General features: G+C 47.4%; 16 protein-coding genes. 8 read left to right on the top strand and 8 right to left on the bottom strand.

The features are described 5' to 3' along the window. Nucleotides 1-58: 58 nt before the first annotated feature. The 8 genes from ACXAD8_RS00470 to ACXAD8_RS00505 all read right to left on the bottom strand — a co-directional run bounded on the left by ACXAD8_RS00470 (nt 59) and on the right by ACXAD8_RS00505 (nt 7,345). Nucleotides 59-1,036 (bottom strand): family 43 glycosylhydrolase, encoded by a 978-nt coding sequence (locus ACXAD8_RS00470; RefSeq protein ID WP_475223916.1) that lies wholly within the window; start codon nt 1,034-1,036, stop codon nt 59-61. Nucleotides 1,037-1,048: 12 nt separating this feature from the next. Next, nucleotides 1,049-1,735, bottom strand: coding sequence for a rhamnogalacturonan acetylesterase (locus ACXAD8_RS00475; protein ID WP_475223917.1), 687 nt, complete (start codon nt 1,733-1,735; stop codon nt 1,049-1,051). Between the two features lie 114 nt (nt 1,736-1,849). Then, nucleotides 1,850-2,890, bottom strand: coding sequence for a LacI family DNA-binding transcriptional regulator (locus tag ACXAD8_RS00480; protein ID WP_475223919.1), 1,041 nt, complete (start codon nt 2,888-2,890; stop codon nt 1,850-1,852). Nucleotides 2,891-2,947: 57 nt separating this feature from the next. Next, nucleotides 2,948-4,246, bottom strand: coding sequence for a TRAP transporter large permease (locus ACXAD8_RS00485; RefSeq protein WP_475223921.1), 1,299 nt, complete (start codon nt 4,244-4,246; stop codon nt 2,948-2,950). Then, a complete protein-coding gene (locus tag ACXAD8_RS00490; protein WP_475223923.1) occupies nt 4,246-4,737 on the bottom strand; it encodes a TRAP transporter small permease in 492 nt (163 codons plus the stop codon). The genes ACXAD8_RS00485 and ACXAD8_RS00490 overlap by 1 nt, the downstream gene beginning before the upstream one ends. A 10-nt stretch (nt 4,738-4,747) precedes the next feature. Next, nucleotides 4,748-5,716 carry a TRAP transporter substrate-binding protein gene (locus ACXAD8_RS00495; RefSeq protein WP_475223925.1) on the bottom strand — a complete coding sequence of 323 codons (969 nt, stop codon included), beginning with the start codon at nt 5,714-5,716 and terminating at the stop codon, nt 4,748-4,750. Nucleotides 5,717-5,720: 4 nt separating this feature from the next. Further along, the gene (gene kduI, locus ACXAD8_RS00500; RefSeq protein WP_475223927.1) at nt 5,721-6,566 is read right to left on the bottom strand and encodes a 5-dehydro-4-deoxy-D-glucuronate isomerase; all 846 of its coding nucleotides are present in this window, start codon (nt 6,564-6,566) and stop codon (nt 5,721-5,723) included. A 14-nt stretch (nt 6,567-6,580) separates the two neighbouring features. Beyond that, entirely contained in the window at nt 6,581-7,345 is a 765-nt protein-coding gene (locus ACXAD8_RS00505) for an SDR family oxidoreductase (RefSeq protein WP_475223928.1), read from the bottom strand. A gap of 258 nt (nt 7,346-7,603) precedes the next feature. On the opposite strand from ACXAD8_RS00505, the gene ACXAD8_RS00510 reads away from it, so the two are divergent. The 8 genes from ACXAD8_RS00510 to ACXAD8_RS00545 all read left to right on the top strand — a co-directional run bounded on the left by ACXAD8_RS00510 (nt 7,604) and on the right by ACXAD8_RS00545 (nt 24,661). Then, the gene (locus tag ACXAD8_RS00510) at nt 7,604-9,070 is read left to right on the top strand and encodes a tagaturonate reductase (protein WP_475223929.1); all 1,467 of its coding nucleotides are present in this window, start codon (nt 7,604-7,606) and stop codon (nt 9,068-9,070) included. Continuing rightward, nucleotides 9,067-10,557, top strand: a complete 1,491-nt coding sequence (locus ACXAD8_RS00515; RefSeq protein WP_475223930.1) for a UxaA family hydrolase — start codon at nt 9,067-9,069, stop codon at nt 10,555-10,557. Before ACXAD8_RS00510 ends, ACXAD8_RS00515 begins: the two co-directional genes overlap by 4 nt. Continuing rightward, nucleotides 10,557-11,486: a sugar kinase gene (locus ACXAD8_RS00520; RefSeq protein WP_475223932.1), complete on the top strand. Its 930-nt coding sequence runs from the start codon at nt 10,557-10,559 to the stop codon at nt 11,484-11,486. The genes ACXAD8_RS00515 and ACXAD8_RS00520 overlap by 1 nt, the downstream gene beginning before the upstream one ends. A gap of 14 nt (nt 11,487-11,500) precedes the next feature. Next, complete coding sequence (locus tag ACXAD8_RS00525; protein ID WP_475223933.1) at nt 11,501-12,529, top strand: pectinesterase family protein; 1,029 nt, start codon at nt 11,501-11,503, stop codon at nt 12,527-12,529. Between the two features lie 25 nt (nt 12,530-12,554). Next, nucleotides 12,555-13,181, top strand: coding sequence for a bifunctional 4-hydroxy-2-oxoglutarate aldolase/2-dehydro-3-deoxy-phosphogluconate aldolase (eda, locus tag ACXAD8_RS00530; protein WP_475223935.1), 627 nt, complete (start codon nt 12,555-12,557; stop codon nt 13,179-13,181). A 33-nt stretch (nt 13,182-13,214) separates the two neighbouring features. Beyond that, complete coding sequence (locus ACXAD8_RS00535) at nt 13,215-14,609, top strand: pectate lyase family protein (protein WP_475223937.1); 1,395 nt, start codon at nt 13,215-13,217, stop codon at nt 14,607-14,609. A gap of 337 nt (nt 14,610-14,946) precedes the next feature. Further along, nucleotides 14,947-17,886, top strand: coding sequence for a TonB-dependent receptor (locus tag ACXAD8_RS00540; RefSeq protein ID WP_475223939.1), 2,940 nt, complete (start codon nt 14,947-14,949; stop codon nt 17,884-17,886). 103 nt (nt 17,887-17,989) lie between these two features. Continuing rightward, entirely contained in the window at nt 17,990-24,661 is a 6,672-nt protein-coding gene (locus tag ACXAD8_RS00545) for a pectinesterase family protein (protein ID WP_475223941.1), read from the top strand. Nucleotides 24,662-24,716: the final 55 nt, after the last annotated feature.

Here is a 24,716-nt window from a genome sequence, read left to right on the forward strand (position 1 = left end):
CGGAATAACCCATAACAATCGACTTGTTCGCTGTCATCGGCATAGGGCGAAGAGACGGCTACTTCATAACCTTGTCGGCAAAATCGCGGATACCATTGTCTGTGCGTTTTACAGGCTGAATGGTGCCATCTTCATTAAAATACAGGTATTCGGCCGTAGAATGGCGCTGTCTTTTGTGACAGTCTGAGTCAGTGGCCTGATACCAACGGTGGTAAAATAACAGCCACTGTCCCTGATATTGCACAATTGAGTGATGATTATTGGCCTGATGTTCCTGCTCCATGATAACGCCCTTATATTGCCATGGGCCGGTGGGTGAGGTGGCCATGTAATAGGTGAGTACACGATTATTTTCCGGCATGGTGTAGTAGTAAAAGTCGCCGCGTTTAAATACCCAGGGGCCTTCCATTTTAGGCTCATAGCCGCCCATATCCATTTTGATAAAATCCCCGTCGATGGCGAGCATATCATCCTGCATTTTTGCTACATAGTAGTCGTGATTTTTGCCATGAAAATACAACCAGGCTGTGCCATCGTCATCAATAAACAGACTGGGATCATTGGCATAGGGATCGGTCCACAAGGGTTTGCCGATTGCATCCTTAAATGGACCGGTGGGGGAGTCACTGACGGCAATGCCAATACCCATCCATTTGGTACTTTTCTCCGGATTTACCCTGTCTTTAAAGCCCGTCCCGGCGGGAAATATCAGGTAATACTTACCATTTTTGTAGGCCGCGTCCGGTGCCCACGCGTAGTTGTCCGCCCAGCTTAAATCGTCAAGGCTGAGAATGACTCCGTGATTGGTCCAATCTTTCAGGTTTTCTGAAGAGAACGCCATCCAATCCTGCATGTGAAAGTCCGCCTGGCACTCCATGTCATGACTGGTATAGAGGTAAAGTCGACCATCTTGCCAGACATGGGCTGATGGATCGGCGGTTCTGAGGCCTTCTCCCAGGTTCAGTGGGTTGGCTATAGCAGGATTTTGAGATAGCAGAATCCCTACGGCAGCTGCCGCATAATGTTTCTTGTACATGATAAATGCCCTTTAGTAGCTGAGTTTCAGGTGTTTGGGATCGGTTTTCCGAAGGTATTGCAGTAGTGGATGCTGCAGTGAGCGCAATTGCTGTAATACCAGTTGCGCAACTTCTCGTGCACCTAATTCATTAAAGTGGGTATCGTCGCGCACACCATTGGGATAATTGGGATGTAATCCGGGGGCAATATGCATAAAGCGCATGCGGGATTGGGCATCGCCCTGAGCTTCAAAATAGGCGCGGGTGAGAGTATCCATATCCAGTAATAACACCCCGGTTTGTTCCGCCACCTGTCTGACATACTCACTGTAAGGGTGGGTGAGTTTTATGCTGCCTTCTTCGTTAAAGTAACGACGGGTTACCGGTGTCATCAATATCGCATGGGCTTGTTTTTCCTGTACCTGGCGGATCATGCTGGTGAGATTCTGCTGATATTGTACCGGTGTGGTGTATCGGTCTTTCTTGTGTTCAACCTCGTCATTGTGACCGAACTGGATAATGACAAAATCACCAGTCTGTAGGTTATCGTATATCTGTTGCCACAAGCCCTCACTCATGAAGGTGCGGGTACTACGGCCATTTTTAGCCAGATTGACAATGTTTAATTGGTCTGAAAAGAAGTGGCTGAAAGGTACACCCCAGCCGGTTTCCGGCAGATCTTTTGGGTGCTTAATGGCCATCGTAGAATCACCTGCCATAAACAACTGTTGACTCAAGAGCCCAGAACTCCAAATCAGACAAACAGCTAACAGCAGTGTTTTACTGAAAACCAATGCTTTAAAGTGGCGTGTTTTATGGCGAGTGAATGACATTCAGGAAATCTCTTTTTCTGGTGGTGAAATGGTTGATTCACGAACAATTAGGTAAGGTGTTACTTCCCATTCCAGGGTCTCATTGCTGGCTTCTGAGGCAAAGGAGCGGATCAGCTTTTTGGTGGCCAATGACGCGATTTGTTCAACCGGCCGGCGAATGGTCGTTAGTGAAGGTATCATTCTGGAGGCGATGATATTGTCATCGAATCCCACTAATGACAGTTGTTCTGGGATAGCGATATCGCAGTCTTTCGCGGCTCGCATGACACCCGCGGCCATTTCGTCATTGTTGGCATAAATAGCCGTTGGATAGGGTTTAGATGCAAACAATTGTTTGGCGCACTCTATACCGCTTTCATAGCTGTTTTGTCCTTCCAGAATACGAGCTTTGGGTACTTCGTGACCTTTTTCTTTTAAAGCGCTACACAAACCTTCCAGACGCTCTGTTGATGAGCAAAAGTGTAGGGGACCAGAAATGATGGCGATATCATCATGGCCCAACGCCAACAGGTGATCGGCAATTTCGGACATAGCCACCCTGTCATTAGAAATCACGATATTACTGTGATCGTCTAGATCCGCAGAAGCAATTCGCACATACGGAAAATCTCTTTCCTGTAGGGCTTTGGCCAACTCCCGGCTTTCCGATACCGGTGGCAAAATCAGCACGCCGTCAACACGGGAACGCTGAATAAAGCTGATGCAATCATCAATAAAATCGGCATTGTTCCAATGGCAGGGGTGAACCACTAATTCGAAGCCCAGTTTGGTACAGACTTCCAATGCGCCACGTTGCACCTGATCGATATACAGGGCGTCCGGGTTGTCGTAAATCAACCCCAACAAGTAAGATCTTTTGGAAGCGAGTCCCCGGGCCTGCTTGTCCGGTTGAAAATTCAACTCGTCAATAACCTGTTGAATTTTTGCGCGGGTTTTTTCTCCCACCAGAGCCGAATTGTTGATGACTCGTGAAACGGTACGCTTGGAAACGCCCGCAACTCTGGCGACATCGTTGATGGTGGTATTGCTTTTTTTATCCATTTTTATTGTCAATGCTTTATGCCTTTTCGTCGAGTCTATCACAGGTTTTTGTGTGCATTACATCAGGTCAAACCATCTTGGCAGTATTTCACTGATCGCAGGCACATAGGTCACCAGCATCAACACCAAAAACATTACCAGATAGAGCGGTAACATGGGTTTGATGATGCGATGAATAGAAGTTTTAGCTACAGCGCAACTGACAAATAAAACGCTGCCTACCGGTGGTGATACCAACCCGATAGACAGGTTTAAGACCATCATGATACCGAATTGAATTGGCGACATGCCCAGCTCCATGGCGACAGGTAAAAATATCGGTGTGAATATTAATACCGCCGGGGTCATATCGATAAAGGCGCCCACCAGGATTAAAATGATATTGATCAGCAACAGGATCATGATGGGGTTGTCACTCAGAGTCAGTAGAAAGTCGCTGATGGTTTGCGGTATATGGGCATAAGACAACAGCCAAGACATCGCTGATGAAGCACCAATGATCAACATCACGATTGCGGTGGTTTCACTGGCTTTGAGTAAAATACCCGGCAAGGCTTTAAAATCGATTTCCCGATAAATACCCACTGACAACACTAGTGCATACAACACAGCGATAGCTCCCGCCTCAGTGGCAGTAAATACCCCCATGATAATGCCGCCAATCACAATAAAGATAAGTAACATACTGGGGAGGGCTGCGAGCACTTTTTGCATAGCGACTTTCAACGGCAGACGCGCCGCCACGGGATAATTGTTGCGCATAGCGTATATTACACAGACGGTCATCAGTGCCAGCCCCAGCAAAATGCCAGGTAGATAACCGGCGATAAACAGGGCTGCAATGGACACACCGCCACTGGCGATGGCGTAAATAATCAAAATATTCGACGGTGGGATCAGCATTCCCGTTGTAGCGGAGGTGGCTGTAACAGCGGCTGAAAAGTTTTCACTGTAGCCGTGCTTTTTCATCTCTGGGATCATAAAGCTGCCGATAGCTGATGTGGCAGCAACGGCGGAACCTGAGATAGCACCAAACATCATACAGGACATCACGTTGACCAGTGCCAGACCGCCCGGCAGTGCGCCAATGAGGGCCATGGCACACTCAATCAGACGGCGTGCAATGCCCCCTTGTCCCATTATCAAACCAGACAGAATAAAAAACGGAATGGCTAACAGCGCAAAGCTGTCAATACCGCCTGCTATTTGCTGGGCAATGGTGGTAGTGGCGGGAACGAAGTCGATGTGAAACAACATCGCCAGTAAGGTGGCCAATGCGATACAGATAGAAATAGGGACATTTATGAACAGCAGGGCAAAAAATACCGCCACCAGAATCAGTGCAGTGATATCCATTACAGTTCTCCTTTAGCGACTGACTGGAACAGCAATTGTTTAATGTTGTTGATACAAAACAGGGTGATCAGCCCACCAGAAAAGGGGATGACGCTGTAAATCCAGCCCATTTGCCAACCCATTGCCGCGGAAATTTGGTTGAGCTCTAATGTGATGCTCACCAACGAAATGCCACCGAACACCATAATGCTCAGGGCAAAAAACATTACCAAAACCTCGATTAACAAACGCACTTTGCGTTGTGCCTGGGGGTTGAGTTTCTCCAAAAATAAGTCCAGACCCAGATGTGCTCGGGTTTTGTAAGCGTAGGCTGCGCCCAAAATACCAATCCAAATTAACAGAAAGCGCGCCAGCTCTTCGGTGATTGAACTTGGGGAGCGCAGTGCAAAACGAGAGAACACTTGCCAACTAACGGCTACCACAATGGCGGCCATCATGAACATTAAGAGCTTTTCCAGAAGCTGACAGATCAGATGTAATAGATGAGACATGATGGTTTACCTACATGTTTTTAATTTTGATAATCTGATCTCCCACCGGCGTACCAGCGAAAGACTGATGAAATTCCGCCACTTTTTCCTGAAAAGCCGCTTTGTCGGGGTAGGTGACAATAACCCCTTCTTTTTGCACTGTGGCTAATGCTTCATCGGATGCCTTTTGCCACAGAGTCTTTTGGTATTCCACCGAATCTGCCATGGCTTGCGATAACCAACCTTGCTGTTGCGGATTCAGGTTTTCCCACACCGGTAAGCTGGCCAGAATGATATCCGGGACAAAGGTGTGTTCATCAAGGCTGTAGTAGCGAGCTATTTCGTAATGTCGGGACAGGTGATAACTGGGTGGGTTGTTTTCAGCACCATCCACCACACCTTGCTGCAGTGCCGCGTATAGCTCACCCCAGTTGATGGGGGTTGCAGCACCACCCAGCGCGTTTACCGTCGCCATGGAGGTTGGGCTGTTTAACACTCTGATTTTTTTCCCGGACAGATCGTCAGGGCTATTTATCGGCCCATCGACAGTATAAAAACTGCGGCTACCGGCATCGTAATAGCCCATGCCCTTGAGTCTGGCTATTTTAGTTTTATCCAGCAGTGATTGACCGATTGGACTGTTGAGTACTTTCCAGTAATGCTCTCGATCCCTTATCAGGTAAGGCAGACTGAAGATTTTGATTTCAGGTACAAACCCTTCTAAGGAGCTGGCAGATACCTTGGTCATTGCCAAACTGCCAATTTGCAGTAATTCCACAAGCTCCCGCTCTGATCCCAATTGGCCACCGGGATAAATTACCAACTCCATCGTATCACCGGAATAGTGAGCCAGACGTTCAGCCATGTGCTCCATCGCAATGTGCACTACATGGCGGGTATCTAAAGTGTGGGCCAGGGTTAATCGGGTTTTATCCGATTGCTGACCACAGGCGCTGAGTAGCAGGACAAAGAGCGCCAGTAGGGATTTTTTAATCATCATAATCTTACCTAAGCGCTTCGGGTGGGTACTTATCCATATCGTCGTAGTCCAGGTTTTCACCTGCCATACCCCAGATAAAGCTGTAATTTTGTGTGCCACATCCGGAATGGATAGACCAGGGCGGCGAAATAACCGCTTGTTCATTGTGTACCCAAAGGTGACGAGTTTCTTCAGGTTCCCCCATAAAGTGACAGACTGCCTGTGACTCGGGCACGTCAAAATAGAAATAGACTTCGTTGCGACGGTCGTGCTGGTGTGCCGGCATGGTATTCCAGACACTGCCGGATTTTAAACAGGTGATCCCCATTTGTAACTGACAGGTGGGCACGACCTTGTTGATCAAGGTTTGATTAATATTGCGCTCATTAGAGGTTTCCAGGCTACCCAGCTGTAATACATTGGCTTCAGCCAGGGTGACCTTTTTACTGGGATATGTTTTGTGTGCCGGTGCTGAATTCAGATAAAAGCGTGCCGGTTGTTGTGGATCAACACTTTCAAAGCTTACATTCTGGGTACCTCTACCCAGATACAGTGTTTCTTTGTTGCCCAGTTCGTAGCGCACCTCATCGGCAATCACAACGCCATCACCGGCGACATTGATAATGCCAATTTCACGGTTAGATAGGAAGTAAGGCGCTTTTAGTGCGTCTAAAGTGTCCAGCGTTAGGGCTTTGTGTACCGGTGCCGCACCACCTACCATGAAACGTTCGTAATGGGTGTAAACCCAGCTAATGGCGTCTTCCTGCATTAACTGGTCTGCCAGGAATGCCGAGCGAAGTTGCCCGGTATCCATATTTTTGACTTCATTGGGGCCAATGGCGTAGCGGTTTTCAAAGTGAGTTCGGGTCATTGTTTTACACTCCTTTAGCGTGCCAACCAGCCGCCATCAACTGCCAAAATATGACCGTTGACGTAATTACTGGCATGAGAAGAAAGAAATACGGCGGCACCAATCAGATCTTCCGGTTCGCCCCAGCGCGCCGAAGGTATACGATTCAGGATTTCCTGGTTGCGCACCGGGTCGTCTTGCAACGCCTGGGTGTTGTCGGTTTTAAAGTAACCAGGTGCAATAGCATTGACCTGAATATTGTGACTGCCCCATTCATTGGCCAGTGCTTTGGTCAGACCTGCAACCGCGTGCTTACTGGCGGTGTAGGCGGGAACTGTTATGCCACCCGTATAAGACAGCATCGACGCGATATTGACGATTTTGCCCTGACCTGCAGAAAACATGGCTGGCGCCAGTTTCTGTGCCAGTAAAAAGCTGGCATCCAGATTTACCCGCATAACGTTTTGCCACTGTTCGTAGGGGTATTCAACCGCCGGGCTGCGAAAAATGGTGCCGCCAACATTAATCAATATATCGATACAGGCATGTTGGCACAGAGCCGTATCGGCAAGACGGGTAACGGAATCGACATCACTTAGGTCAGCGGCGATTTGTGTTGCTAAACCACCGGCCTCATGAATGTTGTGCAGGGTTTCGTCACAGCCATTGTCTCTGCTGCTACTGCAAATAACCTGAGCGCCGGCAGCCGCCAAACCTTCAGCGATTTTTTGGCCCAGTCCACGACTGGCTCCGGTAACTAATGCGACTTTATCAGAGAGAGAAAACATTGATGAACTCATCACAACTCCATATTTTTTAATTGAGGGTGCCTTCACAGATAAGGACTATGCCACAGACATACAGCGTCAACATCTGATTAACAACTTAATAACTTGTTGTATTTTTTGCTACCGGTGGCAAAATGTCAAATAATAATTGCTACCGGTGGCAAAATCGCGTAATTTAAATAGTAATCAGCCTCCGGAGAAAGAACCCGAACGCTTTCTGCATATAGGCTGGCAATGTTTTATGACCTGTGAATTTAGCTGGGGCTGACGATGAAAAAATTAAACCGAACCGAATTTCCTTTTGAAAATTACCCAACCCGTATCATGCAATTCGGCGAAGGAAACTTTTTACGTGCCTTTGTAGACTGGCAAATTGATCATCTAAACAAAGAGAATGATCTGCAAGCCGGGGTTGCGGTGATTCGTCCCATCGATTACGACACGTTGCCGTTGCTCAATACGCAGGATGGACTCTATACCAGCATCATTCGCGGTATTGACGAGTCTGGCGAGGCGGTAGAGCAAATTCGCATCATCGATTGTATTAACGAAGAGATTCCGGTGTATAAAGAGTTTGATCGCTATATGGCACTGGCTGAATCACCGGATATTAAGCTGATATTTTCTAATACCACTGAAGCGGGAATTGAGTTTATCGCTAGTGATAAGTTAAGCGATGCGCCGGCAGCCGCATTTCCTGCAAAATTAACACAATGGTTACATCATCGCTATCAACACTTTGCCGGTAGTAAAGAATCAGGGCTGATCATCATTCCTTGCGAGTTAATTGATTACAACGGCGACAAACTGAAAGAAATCGTATTGCAATATTGTCAGTTATGGCAATTGGACGAGGGCTTCATCAATTGGTTAGAAACCGCCAATCATTTTTGTTCAACCCTGGTGGATCGCATTGTGACAGGCTTCCCCAGAGACGAACATCAGTCTTTGCAGGAGCGCTTTGGTTATCTTGATAACTTTATGGTGACTGCGGAGTATTTTCACCTGTTTGTGATCCAGGGCCCAGAGGCGCTGAAGACCTTTCTAAAACTGGATGACAGCAGTCTCAATATCAAAGTTGTTGAAGATATTTATCCCTACAAACAACGCAAAGTGGCCATTTTAAATGGTGCCCATACAGCCTTGGTACCCCTGGCATATCTTGGGGGGCTGAACACTGTAGGCGAAACCATGGATGATGCGCTGTACGCGCGTTATGTTGAACAACTGATGTTCGAAGAAATCATCCCAACGCTGGATTTGCCTAAAGATGAATTGCAGGGTTTCGCCAATGATGTCATCAAGCGGTTTAAAAACCCCTTTATTCATCATCAACTGGTATCTATCGCGTTGAACAGCATGACCAAGTTCAACACCCGTCTTATGCCGCAATTACAAAAGTATGTTGCCCAGTCGGGTAAGGTACCAAAACTCATGGCTGCGGCGATTGCCGGCCAAATTTTGTTTTATCGCGGTGTGCGAGAGGGTGAACAAATTCCGTTATCAGATGGAGAAAAGTGGCTCAGCAGTTTTGCTCAATGGTGGCAAGGCTACGATGCTGAATCTCTTTCGGTGACTGAATTAGTCAAGCAGGTATTGTGCACAGAATGGCATTGGCAGCAGGACCTGTCTCAGGTGGCAGATTTACAACAGCAAGTCAGTGAACTGTTAACTCTGTTTTTACGCGATGGTGTCAGAAGCACTTTAACCACTCTGCTAGAGAGGGGGGAAGTATGAAAAAGTTTATTCGTTTACACGCACAAGACAATGTAATGGTGGCCCTGGCACCGTTGGCAAAAGGGGAGACTGTCGAGCTTGACGGTATCAGGGTAGAGCTGGTTGACGATGTTGAAAAAGGTCACAAAGTGGCGCTTCAGGATATTGCGCAGGGTGACAATGTTATTAAATATGGCGCGCCAATAGGGCATGCGCTAAATGCCATTGTCAAAGGCCAATGGGTACATACCGACCACATCAAAACCAATCTGAACGATGAATTGGAATACAGCTACGTACCTGATTTGCCAGATTTTGCCGCGCTGCAAGACGATTCGCCCGAGGTAAATATCTATCGTCGCGACAATGGCACAGTGGCAATCCGCAATGAACTTTGGGTGGTACCCACAGTGGGTTGTGTCAATGGCATGGCCACGCAAATGGTAAATCGCTTTATTCAGTCACATCCTGACATGGAAATTGATGGTGTGTTTGTGTTTCCGCACCAATTTGGCTGTTCGCAATTAGGTGATGATTTAGATACCACACGGGTGTTGCTGCAAAATATGGCCAGACACCCTAACGCTGGTGGCGTGTTGGTGGTAGGCCTGGGGTGTGAAAACAATCAGGTTGGAGCGTTTCGTTCCGGTGTCACTGAAGTTTCCAGCGACCGTCTGAAATTTTTGGTGACACAGCATGTGGAAGACGAAGTAGAAGCTGGCCTGGAGCTAATGGAAGAGTTATATCAAACCATGCGCCAGGACAAGCGCCAACCGGGGCGTTTATCAGAAGTGCGCTTTGGTCTGGAATGCGGTGGCAGTGATGGCTTATCCGGTATTACTGCTAACCCGTTATTGGGTGAGTTTTCTGATTACCTGATCGCTCGCGGTGGTACTACGGTGCTAACCGAAGTACCGGAAATGTTTGGTGCAGAAACCATCCTGATGTCCCGCTGCAAAGACGAAGCAACCTTTCACGACCTGGTGAATATGGTGAACGGCTTTAAACGTTATTACAAAGATCACAATCAGCCTATTTACGAGAACCCATCACCGGGCAATAAAAGTGGTGGCATCACCACACTGGAAGACAAATCTTTGGGCTGCACCCAAAAAGCGGGCCGAAGCAAAGTTCAGGCAGTCTTAGAATACGGTGAAATCATTAAAGAGCAGGGACTACATCTGCTCAATGCGCCGGGCAATGATGCCATTGCCACCAGTGCGCTGGCGGCCTGTGGATGTCACATGGTGTTGTTTACAACGGGCAGGGGAACTCCGTATGGTGGATTTGTGCCAACCTTAAAAATTGCCACCAATTCAGAACTGGCTAACAAGAAACCGCACTGGATTGATTTTGATGCTGGCAGGTTGATGTCGGACACCAGTATGCCGCAATTGTTAGATGAGTTTATTGATTTGCTGGTGGCGGCCTGTAACGGCGAGCCGGTGAAGAACGAGCGCAATCAAATTCGCGAAGTGGCCATCTGGAAAAAGGGAGTTACTTTGTAATGGCATTGGCAAAAATCGCCATACTGGGTGAGTGTATGGTGGAGATTTCTGGTCAGGTTATGGGCGCCATGCAGCAACGGTTTGGCGGCGACACCATGAATACTGCGGTTTATCTGAAGCAAGTGTCCAAAGACAGATTGCAAACCAGTTATGTTACCGCCATGGGCACCGATGTACTCAGTGATGTCATTGTGCGTCAATGGCAGCAATTTGGGGTGGATTGTCAGTTTGTGCTTCGGGATGAAACCCGTCAAGCGGGCTTGTATCTGATCCAGAATGATACCTATGGTGAACGCTCCTTTCAGTACTGGCGAGACAATGCCGCGGCGCGTTTTATTATGCAGCACAAAGATATCGACGCCATTTTCGAGACGTTGCGTGAATTTGATGCGTTGTATTTGTCGGGCATTAGCCTGGCGATATTACCGGAAACGGATCGCCAATTATTGCTGGATAAACTGGCTGAATTGCGCAAACAGGGCGTCAAACTGGTGTTTGACAGCAACTATCGTCCTCGTCTGTGGCAATCTGTAGCACAAACCCAGCGGGTGTATGAGCAAATGTACGCCTTGTGCGATCTGGCATTGTTGACCATCGATGATGAGCAACAGCTTTGGGCAGACTCTGATGCTGGTGCTTGCCTGGCACGATTGCAGAAGTATGACATCGCTGAGATCGTCATTAAAGATGGCAGCAATGGTTGTTATTACACCCACAATAATCAAACCCATCATCATCCTACAGAGCCTGTTAAGCAAGTGGTAGACACCACCGCTGCCGGGGACTCCTTCAATGCCGGGTATCTTGCCGGATGGCTGTTGCAGCAAGATCACGCAACCTGTGCCAACTGGGGTAACAAACTGGCTGGACAGGTAATCCAGGCCAAGGGCGCTATCGTGCCAGTTGATACCTCGTTTGTTGGACAGTAGTGGAGACGAGCAAAATGAGAAGGTTAGCACTACTGCTGTTTTGTGTTCTGAGCTTTCAGTGCCTGGCATTGGATAGCGATATTGGTGTTTTGCGGGTGGGAAAATTGGCACCTTATCAGACCATTCAGTCTGCCATTAATGCCAGTAGTATTTATCAGCGGGCTATCATATTGGTGGACGAAGGCCTGTATCAGGAAAAGCTGTTTATCAGCCGCAATCATTTGGCCATCATTGGCGTATCGGCACAAAAAACTATTATTAAACAAAGCATTCTGAGAAAGCACTGGCGCAGTAATCATGACAATGACTGGGGCGCGGCAGTGGTGAACATCAATGGCTCCGATATCAGTCTGATTAACCTGACCGTGGAAAACGACTATGGCCGTCAGCACAATACTTCTGAACATCAGTTTGCCGTCCGAGGGTTTGCCAATAGCGATCGCATTATCCTGAAGAATTGCCGTTTGATTGCCGATGGTGATGATACGCTGAGTTTGTGGAACAAAGACGGACGCTACTATCACGCCGATTGTTATTTTTCAGGTTATACCGACATGGTATGTCCCAGAGGCACCGCACTGATTGAACGTTCTGAATTCTTTAACCACGCCCAAACTGCCACACTTTGGCATGACGGCGAACTGAACCCGGATTATAAGCTGGTGGTCAGTGACAGTCAGTTTGACGGTGTTCAGGGGTTCTGGTTAGGGCGTCGTCATTATGATGCCCAGTTTTACCTGCTAGATTCCACCTTTAGTGAACGCATGGCAAACAAGCCCTTGTTTAAGAAGCGTTATCCTGAAGATCCGGATCGCGAACGCCCTAACTTGTACGGAGACCGTTACTTTTTTAGCGGCAATAGCTTTCCACAGGCGCTTCCATGGGCCAGCGACAATCTGCGCTTAACTGATTGGGTCCCGGCGCAATATCCCTCTTTGGAAGCCTGGGTTTTTAACAATACCTGGCTCCCCAGCGAAGCGTTACAAACGCTTCGTAACCACCTGACTGAAATATCAGACACAGGTCATATTTCCACTTTTTAACTCTTTTCTATTTTGGCGATAAATAATGAAATCATTTAAAACTCTTATGCAGGATCAATGCTTGTTACCAATTATCCAAGCTGACTCAGTTGATGACGGACTGGCGATTGCCGCTGCCATGCAACAGGCCGATATTCGTTTAGTGGAAGTTGTATTGAGAACTCCGGCGTCGTTGCAGGTGTTAAAGGCTATCAAGCAGCAATTACCGGATTTGATCGTCGGTGCGGGTACAGTGGTGGATGAGCAAAGCCTGAATGCGGCTTTAGAGGCGGGTTCTGACTTTATTGTTACCCCGGCAATTTCACCTGATTTTTTGAAAAAGCTAGCTGCCGTAGACGTACCTGTGTTGCCCGGTGTGTCTAACACCGGAGACATTTTAATGGCCCGTGAACATGGTTTTAAAGAACTCAAATTGTTCCCGGCAAACCTGTCTGGTGGTTATCAATTTATTAAAGCGCTTGGCAGTATTTTTCCTGATTTGGCTTTTTGCCCCACTGGCGGGGTAAGTGAAGCCAATAAAATGGACTACCTGCAATTGGATAATTGCTTTGCGGTGGGGGGCACCTGGATAGCGAAAAAGGAATGGGTAAGCGCTCGAGAGTTTGTAAAAATCACTGAATCTTGTCTTGCCGCAAATAAAAAAGCTGCATAGACCGCATTAAACAAAACGCCGGATAACCTTGTAATGAGTAAAGTGTCAATTGTTAGAAGTCATCAAAGAGAGTTGCTTGTTCGCGGAAGGGCAATTAGCTCACTTTGCAAAAGCATCATTCTGACTTGCTTGTGTTATTTGGCGATCCCTTCCTTGCTGGCAGCCACATTACCGCCTTTGGCTTTTCCTGAGGCTGAAGGCTTTGGCAAATATACGCAGGGCGGGCGAGGGGGCAAGGTCTTTGTGGTGAATACCCTAAGTGACAATCCTGACTCGCCTGAGCCGGGCAGTTTGCGCTATGCGGTAATCCAGAAAGAACCGCGAATTGTGGTATTTTCGGTTTCCGGTGTAATCCACCTGCAAGCGCCATTAGTGATCAAACATGATTACATCACACTTGCCGGGCAATCTTCGCCAGGCGGCATTGTGATCAGTGGTGCCGAAACGGAAATCAAAGCCAATCAGGTGATCATACGTTATCTGCGCTTTCGACCCGGAAGTACGCAATCGCAGGGAGATGCTCTGACGGCCCGACGCCATCGCGATATTATCATCGACCATTGCTCGCTGAGTTGGGCCAACGATGAAGTGGCCTCGTTTTACAACAATCAAAACTTCACGCTGCAATACAGCATTATTTCCGAGAGTCTGAATAATGCTGGTCACGCCAAAGGTGAACACGGATACGGTGGTATATGGGGCGGCAGCCACGCTAGTTTTGTGCACAATTTGATGGCTCATCACCACAGCCGCAACCCACGTATTAATGGCTACCGATTGGGAGCGCCTTATGCCCAAACTGAGGAACTGACCGATGTGCGCAACAACGTGTTTTACAACTGGGGTAGCCAAAGTGGCTACGGCGGGGAAGCCGGGCGTTTTAACCTGGTAAACAACTATTATTTGCCAGGACCTGCCAGTAAATCAAAGCGCTTCTTCCAACTGTGGGGAGAAGGTGACAGCCTGACCAGAGCCTTTATTCATGGCAATGTTATGCATGGCGAAACCCAGAAAAGTGGCAACAATTTGTTAGGTATTGAAATTAAAAACGCCAAAAAATTGGGTGCAGAACAGCGCCAGAAAATATTCCGACAAAGTCTGGTAAGTGAACCATTTTGGTTTATGCCAGAGTTTTTTGTTATGTCAGACGAGACTGCAAAACAAAGTTATCACCGCTTAATCGAACAATCCGAAATAGGGGCTAATCGCAACCGAAATGGCAATTTTATGGATTCGGTGGATCAGCGTTTGTTGCAGCAAATTACCACCCGACAAGTGGGAACCGGCAACGGCATTATCGATAGCGAACTTCAGGTTATTTCAAGCTGGCAAGCGTATCAGGCTGAGTTCACCCCTGCTGAAGCAAAAAAGTCGTTACCGTCATCAGAACAAATGCAACTTTGGCTGGATAAAATCGGCGCTTTTTAATCCTCGAAGCGCTTCCTTTTTTAGAGTCTTTTAAAAAACAACACCCATGATTTTACTGTTTGTTTTGCGGGAGATGTCTTCATATTTACTACCAATTAAAGCGTTTTTGTAAAACTTGAAAGTTGTTAATAAAGCTGCATTTATTGTTAACAATTGGTTGACAAATGACTTTTTTGTCTCTAAATTGCCACCGGTGGCATTAATGTTTTAGTTATAAATTCAATTACTGTCTAATTAATGCCGCATACAGTTTTGCCCTTATCCCTTAGCGATTATTTGCGGGATGTTGTGCTTTCTGTTTTTAGGAATCAAAACAAAGAGACTGGAGAAATTCCGCATGAAACGCTTTAAGTTGAATACAGTGCTCGTTGCTTTATTTGTTGCTATGCCATCGTTGGCACAGCAAGCCAGCAATGAGAGTGAGCAAGCCACCCAGCAGGAAACCGTCGTGACAAGCGAGGCTAAACAGGATCTGGAGATTATTCAGGTCAAAGGGGTAAAAGAGGCTGATTTAAAAGCTCGCGATCTGGAACGTCTTAAAAAAGGTTTTAGCTCAATTATTGCAACGGACGATTTAGGTAACTTTGTTGATCAGAATGTAGCAGAATCGTTGCGGCGATTGCCCGGGGTAACCTTGCAACGCAGCGAAGGAGAAGGCAAGTTTGTAACTGTACGTGGCCTTGGACCCGGATTCGTTTCGGTCAATATGAATGGTGCCGAAATGTCTGGTGTAGGTGACGACCGAAAAGTGGGTTTAGATGCCTTACCGGCGGATTTGCTGGGTACTATCGAAGTACTAAAAACCCTGACACCGGATCAAAACCTCAATTCCATTGGCGGTACTGTCAACGTAAAAGCGATTTCAGCCTTTGACCGGGGCAAAAATAATTTAAAGATTCGATTACAAGATTCCTATTCCGATTTGCGTGGCGAACATTCTCCAAAATTCAGTCTGGACGGTACACAGCTGTTCATGGATGAAAAAATTGGGATTGGCTACGCCATTTCCTATGAAGATCGTCAGACTCAGGTGGACGAAACGCGTCACCACAGTACAAATGAAATGAAGTACTATCAGGCGGATTTTGGCCTCGCTGACGACGAGATAAATGGCCCAGAAATTCTCGGACCGGCGCAGTTAGAGATGCGTCGTGAAATTGCCGACCGCACTCGCAAAGCCGCCTCTCTTAATTTGGAGTTTAAACCCACCGACAACGATTATTATTACATCAAAGGCACTCACACTCAGTTTGATGATGGTGACTTGGCCTTGCGTGAATTTTATGATTTTCAGGATGCCGGATCTGTCGGTAGTGGTGAGATCTTGTATGTGGACGAACAAAGCAAAGGGTTTATCCTGAGTGATATCGATGTGTTTCATCAGCACTTTATTCAGGAAAGCAGTAACGAAAGCCAGACTTTCAGTATTGGTGGCAGCAACAAATTTGGTGAAGGCTGGACACTGGATTACGAATTTGCCAATTCCAAATCCGAAGAAGACTCCCGAGGCGATCGCCGGGTGCAATTTCGCGAGCGAGACCTGATAGTTTATGGTCAGGGGTTAAAAGATAACATCAACGCCCAGGTATTAACGCCTGAGCAGGCCGCCCAAATGGCTGGCTTAACCTACGAAGAGGGTATGTTTGGCACGTCCGGCAGCGGCGATGCCAGCGATTTGTCAAACTGGGCATTTGATAACCTCTTTTTAGAAGGTGGCATACGCACAGATGATTTAAAAACCTACCAGCTGAATTTACAAAAAGACGTTTTTAACGAGTATATCAATTACTTCAAATTCGGTGGTTTAGTAACCCAGCGGGATCATATTCGCGACAAAGATCGCTGGAGCTTTGACCCATCTGCAGATGATTGTAATGGTGATCAGGCTTGTATCGATGCAGTTAATTCCAGTCTGGCGGATTACGCCAGCTCAATCCCGGCAGGTTCAACATTCCAATATCCTTTTGAGAGTACGCAAACGGTAGATGATATTGTTAATGTCACTCGTCAGACTGTCTCCGGTGCTACCAATAATGAAACCTCGGTAGAAAGCACCAAACAAGATTACACTATCACTGAAGATACTAAGGCTCTGTATGCGATGCTGGAAACGCCCATCGGTGAAGACGCCACTTTAATTACCGGGGTTCGTTGGGTGGAAACTGAGTTCTCATCCACGGGTTATTTGTCGTTGGAAAATGATGATTTTGAATTCAATGGAGCCGGGCAGGGCAGTTTAGACATCGCTATTCCCATGCCGGAATCTTCCATTAAATACAGTGAATTTTTCCCCAGTGCCCATCTACGCTACGAACCCACCGAGGATATCTTGGTCAGGGCGGCAGCCTGGACTAGTTTTACCCGTCCATCCTTTAAACAGGCGCGAGGTTTTGCCACTTTTGACAGTGATATTCAGTTGTGTCCGCCAAACAGCGACGACTGTGATGATGATCAGGGCAGTGCCAATGTGCAGCAATTACAGGATTATATTCTGGGACCGGACAATCGCCTTGATGTCGGGAACCCAAATTTAACGGCGATGACGTCCATTAACTACGATGCGTCCATCGGTTGGTATCCCGATGAAAACCTGTTTATGGAAGCGGCGATTTTCTACAAAGATATCGATAATTTTATTGTTGATGTGAACGGTCTGACAGCGTCAATTGCAGACTTGCCATTGACCTTGCCGGTTAATCAAATCACTGAATTTGTCATTCCTCAGGATCTGGTTTTAAACGAGATCAACATTACGCTAAACGGAGATAAAGCCACTGTATTTGGGTTGGAGTTAAGCTACAACCAGTACTTTGAAAATGGCTTCTTTGTACAATCCAATGCCACATTCCTGGACAGTGAAGCGACACTGGACAGCTCAATTCGACAGACCAAAGTGGCGCTGCCCGATCAGGCCGATACTACCTTTAACCTGACTATAGGTTGGGAGAATGACGTCTTTTCTGCCCGTGTCATTGGCAACTACCGCTCCGAGGTGTTGGAGCAGATAGGTTCCTGCCCGGCCAGCGTGGATATATCCAACGTCAAACAGTGCAAAGTCTGGGCTGACCAATATCAGGATGGCTATACCAACCTGGACATCAAGCTGAAGTACGACCTTACCAGCAATATCCAGGTTTACTTTGACGCCATCAATATTACTGAGTCTGAGGACTTGCGCTACTTCGAAGGTAATCAATACAGCGGTGGCAACATCCTGTATCAGAAAGAAGTGTATGGCCGCTCGTTTCAGTTAGGCACCACCATTAAGTTTTATTAATGCTTTTGGGCGGTTCTGTTAAGCACAGAATTAAATAAAAACGGGGTGTCGCAACTTGCTAATGCACCCCGGCACTCACGCAAAACCTTTTTAAGGAGAAATCATGAAACTCCGCAATGCAGTCTTAGTCGCTGGTAGTTTATTGGCAACCAGTTGTGGCTACGATGAAACCATCAATGTGAAAGAAGCACCGGCTCCCGCTTTAACAGGTGTTTTTGTGGACAGTCCGGTTCAGGGACTTAGCTACAATTCTGAGTCATTTCAAAATGGAAGCACCACCGCAAATGGTGAGTTTTCCTATTTCAGAGGTGACTTTATTACCTTTTCAATCGGTGAACTGACTTTTCCTGGTGTGCCTGCGTCCGCAGTGTTAACCCCTCTGGATATGTTCGGCACGGATAACGTGTTTAATCAACCAGTGGTAAACACCTTGCGGTTGTTGCAGGCGCTGGATACAGACGGCGATCCGAGCAATGGAATCCGCATCAGCGACAGCGCCGCTGATGCGGCAGAAATGCTGCTGCAAGATGGTCAAAGTGTGGCAGATTTCTTTAATCGTCCTGCCGAAGAGTTTGCAGCAGACGTGGAAGCCTGGTTGCCCGCAGCAGGTGGCGGCAGTGACACCCTGGTAGATTATGATGCTGCTATTTTGCATTTCGTAGAATACCTGGAAACTGAATACGGCACCTTATTGACCAATGCCTTTAACGCCGATTTGATTTCTGGAACTTTGTTTCATACATTTCTGGACGGCAATACACCTGTATTGGCATCCATTACCTTTACACCGTCTGGTAGTGATCCGTTAAGCGGCAGTTTTATTTATAGCTCAGACGAAGCTGATGTAGCGGGTGAATACAATTTTGATTTTGGTCGAAGAGCATTGACTTTAACTGCATCAGATGAAACGGTTTACCTGATCTCACGTTCTTTCAATACGGTTAATCAGGTTTATAGCCTGTGTTTTGAAGATGACAGTGCCGGTGCGCTAACATCCTTAGTTGCCGCTTGTGATGCCGCCGATGACGCTAAAGACAATCTGTTGGTGGTGTCTCAGGAACAGGCTGAAATTGAACTGGCGGCATTGGAAGAATTGGCGAACTCGGTTGAACCCGCATTGCTGGAAGAGTTTGATACCGATACCAGCACATTTTTCTCTTCTGGATACAAACGCCTGAGTGATGATCCTAATAGTGGACCGCTGTATTTTAAAACCGGTGGTAGCCCGCTACTGGATGCTGAACTGGGGCAATTAACCCTGGAGGGCGCACGCTTTACCATTGGTAATGCGGCTGCAGATCCCGGTCAGTCTACCAGTAGTTCCGATACTTTTGGCACAGGTATTTATAATATCAGCCGGGGTTTTACCATCAGTTTTGACGTGATTTCCCATAATGATGGCGGCAGCTTCAACATGTATGTTGACAACAACACCACCAGTCAGGGTAATTCGGTGCACGGCGCGGCTTCTAAATTTTATGGTCTGAGTATTAATGATGAAAACCTACCCCAGGGGCAACGATTCGTTTATACCTATGAACCAGGTACCGATGTTTCTGGTTTACCGGCTGATGATCCTGACGCCCGGATTTTAGATACCAGCGTTACCAATTCTTTCTTTCAACTACGCACCGACAGCAGTGGTCGTATTACCATTGATAATCTGAAGATTGAAACGGTTGCAGATGCGGTGGATGTTGAAATCCCGGAAGAGCCCGAAGAGCCGGAAGAACCTACAGAACCAGAGCAGCCGGAAATTCCAAACAGCAATTTACCGCTAAACTACGATTTTGTGGGTGTGACCGCGGATATCTTTTCTGAGGAATTCGACTCTCTGACCAATGCTCAGGGTGAAACCTTACCTATGTACACCCGCACTGGCGGCTCAGTGACAGTGGTTGAAGATGGATTACAGATTGACTCCGGACGTTTTACCATAGGTAACAGTACACCGGATATTGAAACCAGTGCAGAAGATCAAACCACTTCGGGGGTACTGGATTTAAGTCGCCCTTACAAAGTGGTGATGGATATTGTTTATGTCAGTGATCCGGAAGGAAACAATAACTTCCAGATTTATGTAGACAACAACACCAGCAGCAGCGGCAAGTCTATTCATGGCAGTGCCTCCAAATTTTACAGTGAGCTGATCAATACGCTTGAGCCTGGCACTACACTGGAAGTGGAAGGCTTATTGGCAACCCAAAACTCCTTCTTACAACTACGCACTGAAAGCGGTGGTGTGGTGATTATCAATAATCTGCGCATTGAATATATTGATGCTTTAGTTCTGGCAGACGAAGATTTTGAAACTTCTACCGAGTTATTCTTCACACCTGAATACAAGTCTATTCCGGATGATGCCAGTACCGCACTTTACTCTGTTACAGGCGGTGGTAGTGGTTTAACTATCACTGATGGACAATTGAGTATCAGCAGTGCCAGATTCAGTTGGGGTAATCGCACACCAGACACCGAAACGTCTGCAGATGATACCAGCACAACCGGTATCTATGACCTGAGTCGTCCGTACAAGGTGAGCTTTGACTTGATCAGCGCTGACGATCCAGATGGAGACAATCATTTCCAACTGTATGTGGACAATAATACCAGTAGCAGTGGTAAATCCATTCACGGATCAGCGTCTAAGTTCTATCAGATCCTGATCAATGAGATGCCAGTGGGCGAAAGAATTGTGATTGAAGGTTTGCAAGCTACGGCTTCATCCTTCCTGCAACTGCGCACGGAAAGCGGCGGCACTGTGGTGATTGATAACCTGGCTATTGAGTATGAACCGCTGGAAACCGGCCCGTCGATCTTTTCCTGTGAAGATGAACCAACGCTGTATTTCTGTGATGATTTTGCTCAGGGTGATTTGTCTAACTGGGAATTGTTAGCCACTGCTGATAACACCGATGGTGCAGTGGGCCAATGGGATACAGTCGAAGATGAAAACAATTCCGTATTGCGCTATACCGCAGGCAGTGCCGGTGGAGAAATTATCCGCCTGACGGACGCTGCAATGGCATCGATACCGGATACCGCTGATTATTTTATCGAAGCGCGCATTCGCCCCAGACAAAACAGCACCACGGCGAACAAACAACTGTATCTGCTAGGACGCTACGACAGCGAAGGTAACTGGTATGGTGGCGGTTTAAATCTGCAGAATTCTACAAGCAGTACCCGCGCTGAAGTGGCCATCAGCACTGATGGCTCCATCAGCCGTCCGGTGCAGGCGTCTACGCCGCTTATCCTGGGTACAAAGGATGGTACTGACGGTGTGTGGTATCGCGTTCGCTTTGACCTGCAAGGTGATCTGTTAACCGTGTATTTAGACGGTGAAGAAATGGGCTCTGTGGCTGACAGCAGTTACACTGCGAAAGGCTTGATTGGTATGTTTACCAACAACCGTTCCTTTGAAATTGACGATTTCAAAGTCGGCGATCCCACTGTTAAGCCGGTTCAACTGACGCTGGACTACAAGTCACCAGAATGGCAAACCACTACCACCAGCGATCCTCTGTATGTTTATGTAACCGCAGTACAAAATGACGGTGTCACCGAAGACAGCTTTAGCGCAACCTCATCTGACAGTGCCGTGGTCAGTGTCACTATTGATGCCAGCAATGTTATTTTAACGCCGGTTGGTGCCGGTACGGCCACAGTGACCTTTGTTAGTGGTTCTGATGATAGTTTGCGTAAAACCATTGATGTCAGCGTTGAAGAAGGCTTTGTTATGCCAAATTCAGAATATGGTGATATCAGCAGCCGTGTATCCCCGGTTATCAACGCACAAAACGCGTATATTGATACCAGCCTGAGCATTACCTTCGACAGCCCACCAACTCTGGGTGAGGTAGGCGAAGTCAGGGTTTATGCTGCCAGTGATAACAGTATTGTTGATGTGATTTCCGTTGGTGGCGAAATTGATAACATCGGCTATCAGGGGCAGGATCGCGTACGCCGCGTTAACTATCGTCCGTTGGCGATAAACGGCAACACCTTAACCGTTAAACTACACACAGCCGCACTGGATTACGACAGTGACTATTATGTGGCTATCGGTGAAGGCGTGGTTACCGGAACCACCTTGAACGGTGTTGATTTCACCGGATTGGGCGCCAATGCTGGCTGGCAATTCAGCACCAAAGAAATTGCGCCTGCCGGTACCGATATTACCGTGGATGATGACGGTAACGCAGACTTCAGAACTGTACAGGGTGCACTGAACTACGTTATGCAACATGTAGGCAGAGATGACGCTGCCACCATTACCATTAAATCCGGGCAATACAATGAACTTCTGTACCTGCGCAACAAAAACAATCTAACCATTCAGGGGGAAGATCGCGCAGCCAGCCTGGTGTATTACGACAACTATGAGTCCTTTAATGGCGGCACAGGTGGCAGCGAGCCACTGAGCACTGGCACGCCAGGTGGAGGCCGTAGTGTCTTCTTAGTGGAAGGTTCCGACAACCTGTTGCTCAACAACTTTACCCTGAAAAACAGCCATATTCGGGATAACGTCAACTCTAATCAGGCGGAAACCATATATTTCAACAGTGCAGGTCGTCTTACTGCCAACAACATGAACTTCTACAGTGAGCAAGACACGCTGCTGTTAAAAGGTTATGCCTGGTTCTACAACTCCCTGGTGGCAGGTAATGTGGACTTTATCTGGGGTTATGCCACAGCTGCATTATTTGAAAAAAGTGAGATCCGCAGCATTGGTGATTCTAAATACGGTGCCGATGAGGCTAGCCCAGGTGGCTATGTATTGCAGGCTCGCGTGCAAAATGCTGATGATCCGGGTTTTGTGTTCCTGAACAGTGAATTTACCTCTGGCCCTGGTCCATTAGGTAACCTGGTGTTAGATGATTCTACTTACATCGCGCGCAGTGGCGGTAACAGCAACTACTTTGATAACGTGACCCTGATCAACAATAAGTTTGGGCCACACATTGCTGGTGTGGGCTGGGCCTACAATGGTATTAATGGTCAACCAGCACCGAATCCGGACCCTGCCACAGCTAATGCCGGCTGGCGTGAGTATGGCAGTATGGATTTAGAGGGTAACCCATTAGATCTCTCTGCCCGTGCTGGTGGCTACATGCTGACTCAGGACGAAGCGCTTGCCTACAGCACCCGGGCTGCGGTATTTGCTGGTTACGACAGCGGCGCAGGCTGGACGCCTTCTGCGGTGGAAGCCCCAACGATTGAAGAAGACCTGACAGACCTGGGCTTCGCAGGTTATAACTTCGAGGTAACAGGTGGTGCCGGTGGTACTGTGGTTACCGTAGATAACGGCCTGTCTTTAATCAATGCGCTGGATACTGCCAGTGCCGCCAATGTACCGGTGACGATCTATGTAGATGGCACTATCACTGACGCCAACAGCGGTGGCTCGGGTCGTTCTATCGAAATCAAAGATATGGATAACGTTTCAATTATCGGTGTGGCTGACAGAGGAGAGTTTGATGGCATTGGCATTTCCATCCGTCGTGCCAACAACATCATTATTCAGAACCTGAAAATTCATCATGTGTTAACCGGCGGCAAAGATGCCATTTCCATTGAAGGCGATGACGATGGCTCCACCACCAGTCGTATCTGGATTGATCACAACGAGTTATACAGCACCCTGGATGTTGATAAGGACTATTACGATGGTCTGATCGACAGCAAATCAGGTGCGCGCTATATCACCATTTCTTACAACTACCTGCACGATCACTGGAAAGGTTCGTTGCATGGTCATACGGATAACGACACCAGTAACACTGAGCGTTTTATTACCTTCCATCACAATCGCTTCGAGAATATTGAGTCGCGTTTACCTCTGTTCAGATTTGGTTATGGTCATTTGTACAACAACTATTATAACAACATCTCTTCATCCGGTATGAACTCGCGCATGGGGGCGGAATTACAGATACAAAATAACGTGTTTGAAAATACCAAAAACCCCATTGTTTCCTTCTATTCAGAGCAAATTGGTTATTGGAATACCTCTGGCAACCTGTTTGGAGATGGCGTTACCTGGTCGACACCAGCTGATGGCGACGTGAGTGCTGGACCTGATGCCGAACCAACCAGTAGTTATGAAGTGCCTTACGATTATCAGTTGGACCCTGCTGATGTGGTGAAGAACAAGGTAATTAACAATGCGGGTGTTGGTAAAATCGACCAGTCTGGCCTGGAAATCCCGGCAATAGAGCAGGGCGGTGGTGAAGGCAACGGTGAAGCGACTGACGTTAGCCTGCCGTTTGCTGAGGACTTTAGTGCGGCAGATAAAGACAGCTTTTTCAGCTCCGACTATAAATCATTACCGGAAGACAGCAGCGCACCGCTGTATAACGTTACCGGTGGTGGCAGCGGCATAGTGCTGGAAAATGGCGAGATCTCGCTCACCAGTGCGCGCTTTACCCTGGGCGAAAGCAACCCGGGTACCGACACTTCTGCTGATGACACGTCAGTAAGCGGTGTCTTTGATTTAAGCCAGCCCTATCGAATAGTGGTGGATGTTGTCAGTACTTCTGATCCGGATGCCGACAACAACTTCCAGATCTATGTGGACAACAACACCAGTAGCAGCAGTAAGTCCCATCTGGGCGGCAGTTCAAAATTTTTCCAGACACTAATTACCGAATTAAGTCTGGGAACCCTAACAGTGGAAGGACCTGTAGCAACAGAGAGTTCCTTTATTCAGCTGCGCACAGAGAGTGGAGGTACAGTGGTACTGGACAATCTGCGCATCGAATATCTGGATTAATCTTCACTAAATGTAATTTATCAAACCACCTGTTTTGGCAGGTGGTTTGTGTTTT

Source organism: Planctobacterium sp. AWH2_060 (genome assembly GCF_056158425.1).

What these genes read in the sequence shown, in the direction of transcription:
- ACXAD8_RS00470 (WP_475223916.1), bottom strand. Translation starts at nt 1,036, where the DNA reads ATGTACAAGAAACATTATGCGGCAGCTGCCGTAGGGATTCTGCTATCT.
- ACXAD8_RS00475 (WP_475223917.1), bottom strand. Translation starts at nt 1,735, where the DNA reads ATGGCAGGTGATTCTACGATGGCCATTAAGCACCCAAAAGATCTGCCG.
- ACXAD8_RS00480 (WP_475223919.1), bottom strand. Translation starts at nt 2,890, where the DNA reads ATGGATAAAAAAAGCAATACCACCATCAACGATGTCGCCAGAGTTGCG.
- ACXAD8_RS00485 (WP_475223921.1), bottom strand. Translation starts at nt 4,246, where the DNA reads ATGGATATCACTGCACTGATTCTGGTGGCGGTATTTTTTGCCCTGCTG.
- ACXAD8_RS00490 (WP_475223923.1), bottom strand. Translation starts at nt 4,737, where the DNA reads ATGTCTCATCTATTACATCTGATCTGTCAGCTTCTGGAAAAGCTCTTA.
- ACXAD8_RS00495 (WP_475223925.1), bottom strand. Translation starts at nt 5,716, where the DNA reads ATGATGATTAAAAAATCCCTACTGGCGCTCTTTGTCCTGCTACTCAGC.
- kduI (WP_475223927.1), bottom strand. Translation starts at nt 6,566, where the DNA reads ATGACCCGAACTCACTTTGAAAACCGCTACGCCATTGGCCCCAATGAA.
- ACXAD8_RS00505 (WP_475223928.1), bottom strand. Translation starts at nt 7,345, where the DNA reads ATGAGTTCATCAATGTTTTCTCTCTCTGATAAAGTCGCATTAGTTACC.
- ACXAD8_RS00510 (WP_475223929.1), top strand. Translation starts at nt 7,604, where the DNA reads ATGAAAAAATTAAACCGAACCGAATTTCCTTTTGAAAATTACCCAACC.
- ACXAD8_RS00515 (WP_475223930.1), top strand. Translation starts at nt 9,067, where the DNA reads ATGAAAAAGTTTATTCGTTTACACGCACAAGACAATGTAATGGTGGCC.
- ACXAD8_RS00520 (WP_475223932.1), top strand. Translation starts at nt 10,557, where the DNA reads ATGGCATTGGCAAAAATCGCCATACTGGGTGAGTGTATGGTGGAGATT.
- ACXAD8_RS00525 (WP_475223933.1), top strand. Translation starts at nt 11,501, where the DNA reads ATGAGAAGGTTAGCACTACTGCTGTTTTGTGTTCTGAGCTTTCAGTGC.
- eda (WP_475223935.1), top strand. Translation starts at nt 12,555, where the DNA reads ATGAAATCATTTAAAACTCTTATGCAGGATCAATGCTTGTTACCAATT.
- ACXAD8_RS00535 (WP_475223937.1), top strand. Translation starts at nt 13,215, where the DNA reads ATGAGTAAAGTGTCAATTGTTAGAAGTCATCAAAGAGAGTTGCTTGTT.
- ACXAD8_RS00540 (WP_475223939.1), top strand. Translation starts at nt 14,947, where the DNA reads ATGAAACGCTTTAAGTTGAATACAGTGCTCGTTGCTTTATTTGTTGCT.
- ACXAD8_RS00545 (WP_475223941.1), top strand. Translation starts at nt 17,990, where the DNA reads ATGAAACTCCGCAATGCAGTCTTAGTCGCTGGTAGTTTATTGGCAACC.